Origin of the sequence: Labrys methylaminiphilus subsp. lupini (assembly GCF_051161885.1) — a bacterium.
Lineage (GTDB): Bacteria > Pseudomonadota > Alphaproteobacteria > Rhizobiales > Labraceae > Labrys.
This window is the reverse complement of the sequence record NZ_JBMDIH010000002.1, coordinates 1087153-1102358: the sequence shown is the minus strand read 5'-3', so window position 1 is coordinate 1102358 and position 15206 is coordinate 1087153. Positions and strand designations below refer to the sequence as shown.

Here is a 15206-nt window from a genome sequence, read left to right as displayed (position 1 = left end):
TGTTGCATTGGCGAAGGCCATGTCATACTCTCGTCATCAACAAATTTGGGTCACAGCAATGAGAGAAGGTCCGTTGACGCAGCTCCTGGTCGAGCGGTTCGAGACCATGCCGTCGCAACTGAAGCTGGCGGCCCGGTTCGTGCTGGACCACCCCCAGGAAGTTGCGCTGATATCGATGCGCGAGCAGGCGCAGCGGGCCGGCGTCTCGCATTCCACCATGATGCGCCTTGCCCGCTGGCTGGGCCTGGAAGCCTATGAAGACATGCGCGCCCTTTATGCGCAGGCGCTGCGCGAACCGGGCGCCAAACCGGCAGAGACGGTCGAGACACCCAGCGTGGCGGAGGACGGCCAAGGTTATTCGACGGTCAGCGCCACCACCGACATGCTTGCCGCACAGGTCGCCCGTCTGGGCGAATACACCAGCGCCATGCAGCATGTCGCCGTCGCGGACATATTGATCGGCGCGCGGCGCGTCTATTGCCTGGGGCTGCGTTCAGAACAGGTCGTCGCCACCCACTTTTCCCGCCTGCTCTCGCTCTTCGACGATCGTGGCACGCTACTCGATGCCGCCGCAAAGGGCGAGGTCGACGCACTTCGCCACGCCGGCCCCGAGGATGTCATGCTGGTCGTCGGCATGGCGCCCTATGCCCGTGCCACGGTCGAGGTTGCGCGCCGTGCCGCCAAGCGCGGTGTGACCGTCGTGGCGATCACCGACAGCCGAGTGTCGCCATTGGCGCGCCTGGCTCGTGCCAGCGTCGTCGTCACGGTCGAATCCCATTCCTTCTTCAGGAGCGTCACGCCGGCCCTCGCGGCGGCGGAGATCCTGATCGCCCTTATTGCTCAACGGTCCGGCGTCGACGTCAAGGAAGCGATGCGTGCCGTGGAGCAGCACCTCAGCGAATACGATGTCTACTGGACGCCTTCACGATGAGGCCGCCACCGTCACTTTGAGATCCGGCTCAGGCGTTCCGGTGGAGGTGCGCGGGAGATCGGACTGCTTTTGGAGATTCAACGCATGGTCGTTCGTCCCATCTTTGTGCCGCCACCCCCACCGAAGATCACCCCCAAGAACGACATCGACCGTATCGCGGAACTTAGAGCCCAGGCGCAAAAGCTGCGCGAGCAGATCAAACTCGCGCAGAAGATGGGCGAGGCCGAAGAGGCCACCAAGCTGCAGAAGGAACTCAAGCAGACCAATACGGAGCTGACGAAACTCGAGCCGCCGGCGGTGGCAGCGCCCCCCGCCGTCACGCCTCTGGTCCTGGCGAGCAACACGCCCCTGATCACCACATCTGGCCCGACGACGGCGACCCCCGCCCTGTTTCTCGCGCCGCCGGCCACCACGCCCGCGATCACCCTCGTCGACAACCCGGCTCCCGCTGATACGCCGAAACCAGGGGCCGATGCCAGCGCCATCGTGAAGGACGTGCAGGCAGGCAAGAGTGTCGACCAGATCGCCACCGAACGCGGGCTGACGCGCGACCAGGTTCTCAATGAACTCAAGGCCGGCGGTCTCGACGTCAAGACGACCGACCCGAAAAGCGACAATGGCGATGTCCGTACGACGCAGATTCGGGACCCCAAGACCGGCCAGATCGTCACCGAATATTACGACTTCCAGCACGGCACCTATTACACGCAGGTGAAGGACGCCAAGGGGACGGAGACCGACACGCCGGTGCGTGATGAATCCGGCCAGAAGCTCACCACCGACTATGACCCGAAGACAGGGACGACGACCACCCGCCGCGAGGACGATCTGGGCACGGGAACGATTACCCAGACGACGCGGCTCTCCAATGGCGTGACGACAGTGAAGACGACCGGCGCGGACGGCAAGACCACCACGGTGGTGACCGATGCCAAGGGACAGAAGACGACGCTCGCCGCCAACCAGGACCCGACCCGCAAGGGTGCAGCAGGCATCGAAAAGGATGTCGCCGATGGCAAGAGCATCGACCAGATCGCGGCCGAACGCGGACTGACCAAGGAACAGGTGACCGCCCAGCTCGCAGCCGCCGGCCTGGAGATCAAGACGAGCCAGCCCACCAGCGACAATGGCGATGTGCAGTCGACCGAGATCATCGATCAGAAGACCGGCAAGACAGTCACCGCCTATTACCAGGACTACCAGCACGGTTCCCACACGGTGCGCACGACCGACGAAAAGGGCAATGCGGTTACCACCAGCACGGAAAGCAACGGGACCGAGACGAAGAGCGTGGTCGAGGGCAATGGCCGTACCACCCGCACCGTGAAGCAGGGCAAGGACACCACCGTCTCCGTGACCTTCAACGGCTACACGCTGACCACCAAGCCGGACGGCAGCATGACGCTGCACGACGACGCCACCGGGCGAGACGTCAAGGTCAAGCCCGACAGCGCCGAGGCGGCGCTTGCCCAGACTTTGGTTTCCATCGATCCCAAGAGCTCCGATCCGAAGGAAGCCAAGAAGGCCGAGATCGTCAAGACGACGCTCGACGGCATCTTCGCCGGCGAGGAATTGCCGGACCTGCAGCAGGCTGTCAACGACCTGCACCAGAAAACCCAGGACGCCATCAAGACATATGGCGAGGGCCAGCCTGGCACCAATCCGACGGCGGAAAATCCCTATGGCACGCCGCCTCCCGGCAAGGCGCCGTCCGGAGGCGCCTGGGTGCCGATGAACGGCAAATGGGTCGATCCGGTGGTCGCCAAGGCAATGGCTGCCGAAAACGTAGCCCTCGGGCGTCGTGCCGAGGCGAGTGCCAAGGTCAACCAGTCACAGGCGCAGTTGGACGTCTATGCGCTCGATCCCGCCTACAAGGGCGCGATGACCGACGCCAAGGCCCTGCTCGATGACAAGCTGGCGCCCTTCGGGCTGCAATGGAATGCACCGACGCCGGAAGGCTCGCTCGCCGACGCCAAGAAGAATCTCACGGAGGCCAACACCCAGCTCACCAACGCGACGACAGCGCGCGAGAATTACGAGAAGGCCCAGAGCCTCCTCGACCAGGCGATCACCAAGCAGGCGACATTGCCACCTCCGCCGCCGCCGCCCGGGCAGACGACGGTACGGGCCACGAACGACAATACCAATTACGAATTGAAGGACGCCCAGTCCAAGGCGGCCCATGACGACGTGACCTCACTGTTCTATCAGGCCGGACTCTCTGCCAGCCAGGGCGACAAGGCGCTGGCGGACTATCTGGTCGGCATTCGGCAACAGGAAGTCAACGCCACCAAGCCGGGCACGCCGGAGCGCACGGCGGCTGAGAAAAATCTTAGCGATACCAAGACATTGAGCGAGAATGCTGGCAAGCAGGTCGATGCTGCCACCGCCTATGCCAACTTCTATTCTGCCACGAGCACGCTTTCGGGCCAGGAGGTCCAGGCCACCGATCTCAGGCAGAAGATTCTGGCACAGTACCGCGCTGCCAATCCCGGCTCGTTCGACATGAACAAGGAATATTCCACTTATGGCGGCGATTATCTCGGCAAGATCAAGGAACAGCACGTCATAGAGGATCCCAAGGATCATCAGCTCTATCTGGAGACCAGATACGAGCACGACACCAAGCGTGTTCAGCTCACCTTTGCGACCAGCGACAAGAACATCCGTGACGATCTGCGCAACAATTCGCTCAACCAGCAGTGGCAGGCGCTTCTCAACAGCCCCGCAAATACCAATATGTGCTACGCCGATGGCAGCGGCGGCCTGGCGGCGGCCAAGGCGGCGCAGATCTCGGCCGGCCAGCAGATCCAGGCGATGATGAAGGACCAGCTCGGCCTGGTGCGGGACGGTCTCGACAAGCAAATCACCGGCCTCAAGACCGACCTCGATGGCGCCCTCAAGCAGCACGGCCCGGGCAGTGTGGAGGCGCCGGCAGGCCTGCTGCCCCAGGGCACCCAGCCCGTGGAGGTCACGGTCAACGGCCAGAAGGTGCAGGTGACCCCAGACATGGCCGGCGACGTGCAGCGTGGCGGCATCGATGCCATCGTCAAGAGCGGCAAGCCGGTTCGCATGGAGATCGACGGCCAGTGGTTGTGGGTTCATCCCGACGTCGCAGCGGCCCAGATCCGGCTCGACACGGCGCAGGATCGGCGCGCAAGCGTCGAGAATGCCCGCCAATCGGCCGAGCGCTCCGAGCAATGGTATTCCTTCCTGCTGAATCAGCCGCTCAAGCTGTTGGACGATGCGGGATCGGCGCCCTATTACGCCCATCTCCAGAGCGTCTATCTCGACGACCATCGCGACCAGGCGATGTCGGTCTATCAGGCCACGTTCCAGAACCTCTATAAATCAGGCTACAACGACCAATTCACGCCGCTCGAAGGTCGCCAGGCCCAGGAAGGCCTGGTCGCTCGCACCCTTGGCCTGGATACCTCCAGCGAAGAGGGCCGGACAGCTCTCGACAACGTGGTCGACGAGATCCGCGACATCGGCGGCAACGCCGCCTCGGTCAAGGTCGTGCCCCTGTTCTATGTCGACGACAAGGTCGGCGCGCAGCAGATCGCGCTTTTCGCGGTCCAGGATGGCGACAAGACCTGGTATGTCGACGCCACCGGCCAGAAATTCGAGTCCATCAAGGATTTCCAGGACGGCAACCGCCAGTTCCAGGAAAGCGGCAAGCTTATCGCGCCGACCGGCCTCAACATGAAGCCCGGGGCCGACGGCAAGATCGACCTGGAGGTCGTCCAGGCCCGCAACGTCTCGACCTTCGACAAGATCATCGATCCGATCGTGGGCATCGGCACGGCCCTCGCCACGGCCGTTGCCGTCATTCCCAACCCCTTCTCGCCGCTCGCGGCAGGCCTGGCCTATGCCGGTGGTGCCTATCTCGGTACCCGCGCGGTCATCAAGGAAGTGGACTATCTCCAGCATGGCGGCGAACTGGGCGACATGGAGTCGATGATGAACATCGGCACGGTGGCCACCACCGTCCTGCCGATGGGGTCGAGTGTGTTGCGCACCATCGGCATGGCGAAAACCACGGAACTGTCGGTGGCGCAGGCGTTCAGAGCCAGCATCGGCATGACCGGGCAAGGCACCTCCGTCGCCACGACGGCGGACGGTTATATGAGGAGTTCGGGCGGGCTCAACCGCACCGCGCGCGGTCTCGACTGGGCGGCCATCGGCACGGGCGTGCCGTTGACGGCGGTATCGGCCCATGACCTTGCCGCCTATGGCGACCAGATGAGCGGCCTGGAATTCGCCAGCGCGTTGACCAGCCTCGGCGTGGGTGTCGCCGGCACGGGCTTGGGTGTCAAAGGGCTCAGGGCCACCAAGCCGGTTGTTGCAGCCGATGGGCCAATTTCACGGCCCTTCAGTTCGGAAAGCGGGCGCACGCTGAGCTACCTCCCAGACGGAACGGTGACGGTTGGCGGACAACCGGTCGCGGCGAAAGATCTGTCGATCGGGCTGTCAAGCAAAGGCGCCGTCGACAAGGACACCTTCCTGGTGGTCGCCGATGAGACCAACCTGCCCGGTGCGACCCAATTGATCGACGATCTCCGCAACACCGGGTACCGGGAGGGCCAGAGCATCACGATCCTCGCCTGCCGCGCCGGCTCCCTTGACCATCAAGCGGGCGGCCCCCTCACGCGCTCTCTCGCCGGTGAGCTCGCCGACAGGTTGGGCGTACGGACGCGCGCCTATGACGGGCCCGTCGAGCTTGCCGGCGACATCAAGCCGGCCCAGGGAGGCCGGGAAGTGGTCGAGTTGCCCGGCCTGCCCCTGACCGATGTTTCAGGGGCAGGAACGATCAAGCAGCCCAACCATGCCGCTCAAACCGACTTCTGGTTTGGAGGAGGCAAGGATACGGCGCCGCCCGCCTCCCCGATCAGCGTGCATGTTGCCGGAGACGGGCCGATCGATCCAATCACCCTTGGCAAGAAGACAGGGTCCAATCCCTCGGCGGCTGCAGCCAACACCCCTCCGGCCAAGTCGCCGGAAAACACGGCTCCCACACGCAAGCAATTGCAAGCCACCGATCCCAAGCAGTTGGACTTCACCCAACTCACCGCCAAGAACGTGCCATGGCTGAAGCCGGACCAGATCGCCTCTTTCACGCCCAAGCAGTGGGAGGCCTTCAAACAGGCCGGGCTGCAGGGCCATCTCACGCGCAGTCAATTGCAGGCGATTCCGGAAAACCGGGTCAGAAATCTCGACACCGGCGCCCTGTCGAAATCCCAGGTCCGTTCGCTGACCAGGGCCCAGGTTGCGGCCTTCAATAGCAAGCAATTGCAGGCGCTCCATCAGGCCGGCCTGCAGGAGCATCTGACTCAGGGCCAGATCGGGGCGATACCTGATAATCGCGTCAAATATCTCGATAGCGTCAGTTTGACGAAAAGACAGATCGGCGGCCTCTCCCAGGCCCAGATCGCCGCGATGACCAACAGCCAGTGGAAAGCCTTCAATCAGGCAGGGCTACTGCCTCATCTGTCGCGGGCTCAAACACGCTCGATCCCAGAGAACCGCATTGCAGACCTGAATATCGGCGCAATGGCGCCCAAGCAGGTCTCCTGGTTGACCCTGAAGCAATGGGAAGCCTTCAAGCGATCCGGCCTCCAGGGGCAGCTGACGCAGGCCCAGATCGCTGCAATCCCGACCAACCGTGTCAAATATCTCGACATCGCCGGGCTGGGCGCCAAGCAGGCTGGATGGCTGAAACCCGACCAGCTTTCGGCACTGACCAAGTCGCAGATCAGGGCCTTTTCTGGCGAACAGCTGCGCGCTTTGCCCGATGCGTCTGTCGCAGATATGGCAGCCAGCCTTACGCGCAGGCAGATACCCGAGTTGACGCTTGCCCAGATGGAAGCGGTTGGCGACGCCCAGAAGAAGGCGATGAGCGAGGAAGGGCGCACGCTCCTGGACGAACTCATCGAGGTCCGCAACCTCTCACCGGACGACATCGCCCGCCTCTCGCCGAGCGGAATCATCAATCTCACGGCCGACCAGTTGAAGGGCCTGACGCCGGACCAATTGCGCGCCATCGCACCCAAGCGCATCAAATATCTCGATCTGGCCGAGCTCAACCCCTCGCAACTGAGCGAGCTGACGCCAGAGCAGGTGAAGAAGTTCAGGCCGGGCCAGCTCGCGGGGCTGAAGGACGATCAATTGAAGGCCCTCACGCCGGCTCAGGTCGATGTGCTCAAGCCCTTCCAGACAGCTCTGCTCAAGGCTGACCAGCGCTCGGCCCTCAACGGCTACACGCCAGCCTCGGCGCCGGTGCGGGCGCTGGCAAAAATGCGCGCGATGGGTGTCGACGATCTCGTGCTCACCACAACCGCCACGGCCACCTTCGCCGCCGTCTGGCCGGCTTTGCCGCCGCATCTCCAGGCCTATATCCGGGCCGGTGGCCTCGCCTGGCGCGGCCTGACCATGAGCACCGCCGCTGCCCTGCCGGGCAAATGGACGGCGCTGCACACGCCGCTGGGCCGCATCATGAAAATCGGCGATGCGCTGAGCTATCTACCGACCCAGGCGGCCGGCATCCCGACCTCAGTCACTCTGGGCGGGGCTGGCGGGGCTCTGTTTGAAGGCAGCAACGCCTTCTATTTCGCCAAGGCGGTACGTGAGGCCCGCACGGGCCGGCCAGCCATGCCGATGGCCGACAAATGGAACCTGCCTTCCTATGCGATCGGGAGCGGCCTCTCGCTCGGTGATTCCATCCCCAAGGATGGTTCGAATCTTTCGAGCATACCCGGCGTGCCTGATTTCGTTTCGAAAGGGTTCGACTTCGTTCCGGGCGGCGCCGATACGGTCGACAATGCCGCTTTCCTCTTCGGCTCGGCCTATTTGTGGGCACGGGGCGCCCGAAAGGGATTGGGACGGGGGAATTGGGAGCCCAAAATGTCGGGCTGGGATCGTGTCGTCTTCGGCGTCACCTTCGGCGGCGGCATGATCCTGTTCAGCGGCATCGTGGTCGCGAACTGGCTGGATCAGCAGAAGAAGGCAAATGCCCCCGGCGTACAGCCCCCCGGCAACAACAATTCCACGCTGACACCGACGCCGGCGACTCCAACACCGACTCCATCAGGGACGACGCCAACACCCACGACCTCCCCCACGGCCACGAGTTCCTCAACGCCCTCGCCGACCACCACCAAAACCGGGCCGAACAAACCCCGGCCCAAGGAGCCGGCCAAGGCGAGCTTCGTACAGACCCATCCGGCCGGGCCGCAAGACGGTGCGGGACGCCTCAATCCCGAGCTCGAACGCCAGGGTTACCAGCCGATCATCGCCCGCGACGGCGATACGATGGGCGGCATCGCGCGCAACCATTCGGCCGATGTGCGGGAAACGGTGCTGCTGAACATGGGCCACATCGCCATCCCGGACATCCTCTTCGCCGGCGACCGCATCTACCTGCCGGGTGCGACGGCGTGAGGTGAGTTCGCAAGCGCTCCGCTTCCGCGGAGAAGGACCGATCTCGCCTTGATTCAAGTCAATGCAGACCCTCCATGACGGGTCCAATCTGCGCCCCATCGCTTCGAGGTAAGCCATTGGGGGCGCAGATGGGCCTGATCGTTCGATTGTTGCTGTTCGTGGCGGCGCCCATCGCCGCCCTTTTTGTGGCCAAGGATTCCCTGAACTTCCAGCTCGCCCAGATGTTTTTCGCGATGACGATCTTCATCGCCGTTGGGGTGGTTGCCGCGTTCTGGGCGTCCGGGAAAAAGACCTGATTCTTCCGGCACGGCGCTTCAAAAACTGGTGAGCTTTCCAGTTAAGAAGACATGTTAAAACAATAAGTTAGAGAAAATCTCGATGCGGAGAGGCCACGCTCTTACCCGTCGACTTTTGAAACTCACACGGCACCCGGAACGGTTGCGACAGGTCCCCGCCGGCAATTTCTACAAGAATCTAACAGTATTTTTTTACCTCCCGCCATAGCGTTTGTGATTTGGTGGAATCACCAAGAATCGCAGAGGCGCGTCGAACCAAGGAGCTAGAGCAAAAAGGCGTTTCCCTCTAAACGCGCTTTGCTCTAGCGCACGACGACCTCGGCGCCAATCACGGCGCGTTGATACAGATCGATGACGTCGTCGTTGGTCATACGGATGCAGCCTGAGGAATTAGCCGTGCCGACCGTCCAGGGCGCATTGGTGCCGTGGATGCGATAGAGCGTATTGCCGATATAGAGCGCGCGGGCGCCGAGCGGATTGTTGGGACCGCCCGCCATCCGCACCGGCAAGTCATGCCCTTGCGCAGCCTCTCTTTCCCGCATTTCGGCAGGCGGGCGCCAGTCGGGCCATTCCTTCTTGTCGAGGATGCGATCCCGCCCCGACCAGGAAAAGCCCTCGCGTCCGACACCGATGGCATATCTGAGAGCCCTGCCGTCCCCCAATACGTAGTACAGGCGACGCTCGCCGGTATCGACGATGATCGATCCCTTAGGGTGGGGTTCGGTGAACGCCACGACCTCGCGTGCGATCGGCGGCGTGCGCCTTGTCACGGGTGGGTGCGCCGGTCCCGTGGCAGGCTCGTCGACGACATATCCCTGTGGATTGTCGGACGGCGCGATGACCATGTCCTGCTCGCTGTCATAGCTCCATGTGCGTGGATCATAGGCACCGCCCTGGGCCTCAGCGATGCCTGCCATCATCAACGAGATCATACCGGCGATGGCGGCGACCAGAGTGGCACTGCGCAAGATGGAACGCAGGATCATGCCCCTCCCTCGTAACGAGCGACACGCGTGAAAACATCCTGCCTCAACCATCATTCCCATGGTCTCCCGGGCCCGTCGTATCGTTCAAAAACTGTAACAATGTACCTCCAGACACAATACAAATCTGAAGCGTTTGGCACTTACCTATGGCTCTATAATCCAATTGGACTTTCATTTCAGCGACGATCACGATAATGTGCGGCACGATTTGGCAGGTAAATCATGCCGTACGGGACTCGCGCTCGAAGAGCGAATGCGTCGTTGCACAGGTAAGGGGCATGGAAATTGAAACCAGCAGGATGGCCATGGGGACGAACCGTCGGTCTCCCGCCATTCTCGGCTTCGCAGTCGGATTGTGCCTGGGCGTGGCGGCGTTGCCGGCGCGTGCGGCGGAACCTGAGTGGCCTTCCGGCCCCTACAAATACATCATCATCGACCAGTCGGTTCGCGACGCCTTGACCGAGTTCGGCCGCAACATTCACGTCCCGGTGAAGCTCACCGACGGGGTGAAGGGGCGGTTGAGTGCCGGCATGCCGATGGGAACGGCCCGCGAGTTCCTGCAATGGGTTTGCGACCGCTACGGCCTGGTTTGGTATTATGATGGCTCCAGCCTGGCTGTGGCGACCGAGGCCGAAATGCGCACCGACATGTTCAAGGTCGATGCAACAGCCCTGCCTGGCATTCCCGGACGGCTGCTTGAACTCGGCGTCGCCGATGCGCGCTATCCCATCAAGATCGCCCAGAACGAGCGGGTCGTCTCGGTCTCCGGTCCGCCCGCCTATATCGACGCCGTTCGCAAGGCGCTCGGCGTGATGACGGAGCCGTCCGGCCCCGCCTGGGCGCGCGAAGTCGACGGTTCGGCTGAAAATGTCGTGCCTGTACGTGTTTTCCGAGGCCGGCGCACCGAGGTCGAGACCCCGCCCGCCGCCAAGCATCCAGGAGAAAGCAAATGAAGATCGAGAGCAACGGCATCAGCCCGACCAACCAGCCCGATCCGACCAAGGAAAGCCAGGAAGCAGCCCTTCAAAAGCAGATGGAAGAAACCCTCGCCAACTTTGCCGTGAGCATGGCCCAGCAACAGGGTGACCGGGCTCTCGAAGGCATGCAGCAGGCCCGTAACGAGGAAGGCTGAGCCGGAGCCGGGAGGCAGCCACCCGCAATCGGCGATCGATGAGGAATGAACATGCAGCTTGCAGACGCTGCCATCGGCGCGGTTTCGGCGGCGCCCAGCCAGTCCCAGCCGACCCAGCCCCAGGCGAATGTCGAGCACCAGCTCTTCGACTATCTCGTGGAAATGGAAAAGAGCGTCGGGAAAACCGGGCAGCCCAATGATCCCGCTGCTCTCGTCGGCGGTGCCCTCCATTCGCTCGAAGGGGTGGTGCAGCAGGCCCAGTCTGCCTTTGCCAAGAACGGCCCGCAGGCGGGCGTCGCCTCGTCGGCCAGCGAAGGAGCCGGCAATAGCCCGGCCGGCAATGAACGGGCGCCGGGACAGCCGAACGCGGATCTGACGCTGGATCGCGCCATTTCCTTCATGTGGGCGGCGGCCAATGTCTCCGTCGCCATCAACAGCGTGACAGCCGCCACTGGCTCGGTCAACACGCTGATCAAACAGCAATAGTGCGTGGCGGGGGCTCCGTGAGGCCAGTATCGATGCATCGGTTGCCGGCCTGGCTGCGCCGGTTCGGCACCGTCTTTGCCCTTGTCGGCGTGCTGTTCCTGCAGGCCTGCACGGTGGAACTCTATACGGGGCTCAGCCAGCGCCAGGGCAACGAAGTCGTCGCCGCTCTGGTGCGCAAGGGCATTCCCGCCCAACGCCAGATCGACAAGGAGGGCACGGTGACCGTCCTGGTCGACAAGGCCCGCTTTGCCGAAGCCATGTCCGTGCTCGATGCGATCGGGCTGCCAAAGGAGAAGTTCGCGACCCTCGGCCAGGTGTTCAAGCGCGACGGGCTGGTCTCCTCCCCAGTAGAAGAGCGCGCTGCGATGATCTACGGGCTCAGCCAGGAGCTCTCGCAAACCATTTCCGACATCGACGGCGTCCTGTCCGCCCGCGTGCATCTCGTGCTGCCGGAGAACGATCCACTTAAGCAGCAATTGGTGCCGTCCTCGGCATCGGTCTTCATCCGCCACCGCACCTCGGTCGACATGAAGGAACTGGTGCCGCAGGTGAAGATGCTGGTCGCCAACGGCGTTGCCGGACTGACCTACGACAATGTCTCCGTCATCCTCGTGCCGGTCGCGGCACCGGCCGAGCCGGCGACTAGCGAGCCGGGCCTCACGAACTTCCTGGGCATCTGGCTGCATCCCGACGATCTGGTGCGTGCGATTTGGATCGTCTATGGGCTCGTCGCCATGGTCGTGCTTTTGGCCGGGAGCCTGGCCTATCTTCACTGGCGGCGGCGACGCGATGTCTACGCCCTCGACGGCTCCCCCGCTCTTCGTGCCGTGAAGAGGGCGCCATGACCGACACGGTCGACACCGCCGACGCTTGGCAGTCCTTTCTGCACAAACCGGCCCTTCATGCCATTGCCTCCCGCCTGGTTCCCTGTTTCGGCGGCACGCTCGGTGACGAGGCCTGCGCGCATATGCTCTCCGCCGAACGGCTGGAGACGCGGCTTTCGAGCCTGATCGGTGACCATTACGGCTTTTCCCGCCAGGAACCGGAGGTCGACGAAAACGACCGGCCTATCGCGCTTTGCGATGCGGACCGGCTGGCCGACATCGCACTGAAGGCCGGAGCGATTTATTGGGCTGCGTCGTTCGCCGGCGTGATCCGCCGCGAGACGACGGCAGCACTGCATGCGCAGCTCGGCGAGGCCCTGTGCGAATTCGCGGTGGTCAATCGCGACCTCACCGGTCCCGAACAGGAACTCGATCCGATCGATGACCTGGCGGAGCGGGTTGCGGCCGATGGCTGGCGCTGTCTCGGCGCCTGGTGCGACGCCATGCCCGCGGGGGTGGGGACGCGCGTTCGTCTCAAGCTTCCTCCCAGCCCGGAACTCGACGACGTCGCACCGACGCCTTTTGCGCAATTGGGCCCGCCGATCGTGCGGCGGGCCGCAAGCTCGAGGTAGGGGATGGCGGGGCAGGACACAGGGCCGTTGGCCGATCGACCCAAGCGCCCGACCGGGCGCATCCTGCGCGCGGCGGAGGCAAAAGCCTGGCAGGACGGCTATGGCTTTCTGGAAGCGGCGCAACAGGACGCCGAACGCCTGCGCGAGGCCGGCCGCCGGGCCTATGCCGCCGAATATGCGCAAGGCTATGAGGACGGGCTTGCCAAGGGCAAGCAGGAGGCAGCCCATCTCGTCACCGAAACGACGGCCAAGCTCGATCGCTATTTCCAGGGCGTTGAAAACCAGGTGACCGATCTGGTGCTGGAGGTCACCCGGCGCATGCTGGGCAGTTTCGACCTCGACGAGCTCGTCGCCAAGATCGCCCGCCAGGCCGTTTCCGAGGTCAGGCAGGCCAAATATCTCAGGCTCACCGTTCACCCCGACGCGCATGACAGGGTTCGCAAAGAACTCGAAGCACTCCTGCGGGAGCGGCAATTCGGCTTTCCGATCGAGACCACGACGGACCCTGCCCTCGCCCGCGACGCCTGCATCGTAGCAAGCGAGGCCGCCGTGATCGATGCCAGTGTTGCTACCCAGCTCGACGCCATCGCCGCTGCGCTTGGATCGGCGAGAAAGGCGGTGTCATGACCAACGCCTCCATCGACATCGACGCGAGGCTCGCCGATATCGTTCCGCGCCTTGGCAGGCGGCTGCGCGAAGAACATCAGCGGGGACGCAGCGGGCGGGTGCGCGAGGTCGTCGGCGTCGTCATCCATGCCACAGTGGAAGAGGCGCGGCTCGGCGAAATCTGCGACCTGGTCGATCCGAAGACGGGCCGCCGCGTCAGAGCCGAGGTCGTCGGCATTTCCGATGGCTCGGCGGTGCTGGTCCCGCTCGACGACCTCGCCGGCCTGTCGAGCCTGACGGAAGTGATCCCCGTCGCCGCACAATTGCAGATCGGCGTCGGTCCCGGCCTGCTCGGTCGCGTGGTGAGCGCCCTCGGCGAGCCGCTCGACGGCCGGCCGCTTCACGCCGATACGCTCGAGGACCAGCGCCCCGTGCATGCCTATCCCCCCTCGCCGCTTTCTCGCGGGTTGATCAGCGAGCCGATCCAGCTCGGCATCCGTGCGCTGGACGGGATGCTCACCTGCGCCCGCGGCCAGCGCATCGGCCTGTTCGGCGAGCCGGGTATCGGCAAATCGACCCTGCTCGCCAATATCGTGCGCGGCACCGACGCGGATGTCGCCGTCGTCGCGCTGGTGGGCGAGCGCGGCCGTGAGGTCCGTGAATTCGTCGAGCATGCGCTGGGCCCCGAGGGCATGGCGCGTACCATCATCGTCGCCGCGACCTCGGACAGACCGGCCATCGAACGCGTCAAGGCGGCCTTCGTCGCCACCACCATCGCCGAATATTTCCGCGACCAGGGCCGCCACGTCCTGCTGGCGATGGACAACATCACCCGTTTCGCCCGCGCCCAGCGCGAAATCGGCCTGGCTTCGGGTGAACCGCCGACACGGCGCGGCTTTCCCCCCTCCCTGTTCGCGGCGCTGCCGCGCTTGCTGGAACGGGCCGGCCCAGGCCAGACCGGGACCATCACCGGCCTCTACAGCGTCCTGCTCGAGGGCGACGGTACGCTCGACCCCGTCGCGGAGGAACTGCAGGCGCTACTCGACGGCCATGTCTTCCTGTCGAGCGATCTTGCCCGGCGTGATCATTTCCCGGCGATCGACGTCCTGCGCAGCAGAAGCCGCCTGATGAATAAGGTGATCTCGCAACAGCACCGGGCGGATGCAACCCATATACGCGAGTTGATGTCGCGCCACACCGAGGTGGAACTGCTGGTGCGCATCGGCGAGTACCAGAAGGGCAGCGACGCCGTCGCTGACGAAGCTGTCACCAAGATCGACCGGATCAACGCCTTCCTGCGGCAACCCTCCGACCAGCAGGAAGCCATGGAGCGTACCACCGAGCGCTTGCGGGATATCGTCAATGGCTAGGCAGGCGGTGATTTCCCAGCTCCACAAGATCCGCAGCTTGCGGGAGCGACGCGCCCTGGAAGCGGTTGTCCGCAGGCAACGCCTGGCTCGTGAGGCACAGGACCAGGCGCAATCGGCGGCCACTGCTCTCGACACCCGGCTCGAACGGGCCGCAGCCGACGAACGAGCCTCGTTTGCCGATCTCATGCGCCAGGCGCTGACGGCACAGGATCTGCTGCGGCTGCGCGGCCGCTTCCAGTTGACCGCAAGCGAAGTGGAACAGCTGCGGCAGGCGACGGAAGAGGCAAGGCAGGCTGAAACCGAGCAGCAGCAGAAACTGGCGCAGGCACGCGAGGACCATCACGCCCGGCGCAAGGCCATCGAGAAACTGACCCGTCTCGTCGACGATCTGCGATCGCGCAGCGTGCGCCGGCAGGAAGCGATCGAGGAAATGATGATCGAGGAGGAAGCAACCCTCGCGGGCGCGTCAAAGCCCAGGCCAGTAAGAGCGTGATTTTCGCATG

Annotated in this window: 12 protein-coding genes; 11 read left to right on the top strand and 1 reads right to left on the bottom strand. The window is 63.9% G+C overall.

Annotated features, from left to right (window positions below; all coding sequences use genetic code 11):
- Window positions 1-73: 73 nt before the first annotated feature.
- From ACN6KF_RS30735 to ACN6KF_RS30725, 3 genes are all read left to right on the top strand, one after another.
- Complete coding sequence (locus ACN6KF_RS30735) at window positions 74-931, top strand: MurR/RpiR family transcriptional regulator (protein ID WP_434960672.1); 858 nt, start codon at window positions 74-76, stop codon at window positions 929-931.
- An 84-nt stretch (window positions 932-1015) separates the two neighbouring features.
- Window positions 1016-8371 carry a hypothetical protein gene (locus ACN6KF_RS30730; RefSeq protein ID WP_434960671.1) on the top strand — a complete coding sequence of 2452 codons (7356 nt, stop codon included), beginning with the start codon at window positions 1016-1018 and terminating at the stop codon, window positions 8369-8371.
- 128 nt (window positions 8372-8499) lie between these two features.
- Complete coding sequence (locus ACN6KF_RS30725; protein ID WP_434960670.1) at window positions 8500-8667, top strand: hypothetical protein; 168 nt, start codon at window positions 8500-8502, stop codon at window positions 8665-8667.
- A gap of 302 nt (window positions 8668-8969) precedes the next feature.
- Here the strand turns inward: ACN6KF_RS30725 and ACN6KF_RS30720 are convergent, their stop codons facing one another.
- A complete protein-coding gene (locus ACN6KF_RS30720) occupies window positions 8970-9653 on the bottom strand; it encodes a L,D-transpeptidase (protein ID WP_434960669.1) in 684 nt (227 codons plus the stop codon).
- 305 nt (window positions 9654-9958) lie between these two features.
- On the opposite strand from ACN6KF_RS30720, the gene ACN6KF_RS30715 reads away from it, so the two are divergent.
- Genes ACN6KF_RS30715 through sctO form a run of 8 tightly spaced genes read left to right on the top strand, consistent with a single transcriptional unit; the run spans window position 9959 to window position 15196 of the window.
- Complete coding sequence (locus ACN6KF_RS30715) at window positions 9959-10606, top strand: type III secretion protein (protein ID WP_434960668.1); 648 nt, start codon at window positions 9959-9961, stop codon at window positions 10604-10606.
- Window positions 10603-10785: a hypothetical protein gene (locus ACN6KF_RS30710; protein ID WP_434960667.1), complete on the top strand. Its 183-nt coding sequence runs from the start codon at window positions 10603-10605 to the stop codon at window positions 10783-10785. Before ACN6KF_RS30715 ends, ACN6KF_RS30710 begins: the two co-directional genes overlap by 4 nt.
- Window positions 10786-10836: 51 nt before the next feature.
- Window positions 10837-11271, top strand: a complete 435-nt coding sequence (locus ACN6KF_RS30705) for a hypothetical protein (RefSeq protein WP_434960666.1) — start codon at window positions 10837-10839, stop codon at window positions 11269-11271.
- A 32-nt stretch (window positions 11272-11303) separates the two neighbouring features.
- Window positions 11304-12116, top strand: a complete 813-nt coding sequence (gene sctJ / locus ACN6KF_RS30700) for a type III secretion system inner membrane ring lipoprotein SctJ (protein WP_434960665.1) — start codon at window positions 11304-11306, stop codon at window positions 12114-12116.
- On the top strand, window positions 12113-12727 hold the full coding sequence (locus ACN6KF_RS30695; protein ID WP_434960664.1) for a hypothetical protein: 615 nt from the start codon (window positions 12113-12115) through the stop codon (window positions 12725-12727). Before sctJ ends, ACN6KF_RS30695 begins: the two co-directional genes overlap by 4 nt.
- A gap of 27 nt (window positions 12728-12754) precedes the next feature.
- Window positions 12755-13354: a type III secretion system stator protein SctL gene (gene sctL, locus ACN6KF_RS30690; protein WP_434960663.1), complete on the top strand. Its 600-nt coding sequence runs from the start codon at window positions 12755-12757 to the stop codon at window positions 13352-13354.
- Window positions 13351-14703, top strand: a complete 1353-nt coding sequence (locus tag ACN6KF_RS30685; protein WP_434960662.1) for a FliI/YscN family ATPase — start codon at window positions 13351-13353, stop codon at window positions 14701-14703. Before sctL ends, ACN6KF_RS30685 begins: the two co-directional genes overlap by 4 nt.
- The gene (sctO, locus tag ACN6KF_RS30680) at window positions 14696-15196 is read left to right on the top strand and encodes a type III secretion system stalk subunit SctO (RefSeq protein ID WP_434960661.1); all 501 of its coding nucleotides are present in this window, start codon (window positions 14696-14698) and stop codon (window positions 15194-15196) included. The genes ACN6KF_RS30685 and sctO overlap by 8 nt, the downstream gene beginning before the upstream one ends.
- Window positions 15197-15206 lie beyond the last annotated feature (10 nt).

Excerpts from the sequence above, each read along its gene's own strand:
- ACN6KF_RS30725 (WP_434960670.1), top strand. The coding sequence starts at position 8,500 with ATGGGCCTGATCGTTCGATTGTTGCTGTTCGTGGCGGCGCCCATCGCC.
- ACN6KF_RS30715 (WP_434960668.1), top strand. The coding sequence starts at position 9,959 with ATGGGGACGAACCGTCGGTCTCCCGCCATTCTCGGCTTCGCAGTCGGA.
- ACN6KF_RS30720 (WP_434960669.1), bottom strand. The coding sequence starts at position 9,653 with ATGATCCTGCGTTCCATCTTGCGCAGTGCCACTCTGGTCGCCGCCATC.
- ACN6KF_RS30695 (WP_434960664.1), top strand. The coding sequence starts at position 12,113 with ATGACCGACACGGTCGACACCGCCGACGCTTGGCAGTCCTTTCTGCAC.
- ACN6KF_RS30705 (WP_434960666.1), top strand. The coding sequence starts at position 10,837 with ATGCAGCTTGCAGACGCTGCCATCGGCGCGGTTTCGGCGGCGCCCAGC.
- sctJ (WP_434960665.1), top strand. The coding sequence starts at position 11,304 with ATGCATCGGTTGCCGGCCTGGCTGCGCCGGTTCGGCACCGTCTTTGCC.
- sctO (WP_434960661.1), top strand. The coding sequence starts at position 14,696 with ATGGCTAGGCAGGCGGTGATTTCCCAGCTCCACAAGATCCGCAGCTTG.
- ACN6KF_RS30710 (WP_434960667.1), top strand. The coding sequence starts at position 10,603 with ATGAAGATCGAGAGCAACGGCATCAGCCCGACCAACCAGCCCGATCCG.
- ACN6KF_RS30730 (WP_434960671.1), top strand. The coding sequence starts at position 1,016 with ATGGTCGTTCGTCCCATCTTTGTGCCGCCACCCCCACCGAAGATCACC.
- ACN6KF_RS30685 (WP_434960662.1), top strand. The coding sequence starts at position 13,351 with ATGACCAACGCCTCCATCGACATCGACGCGAGGCTCGCCGATATCGTT.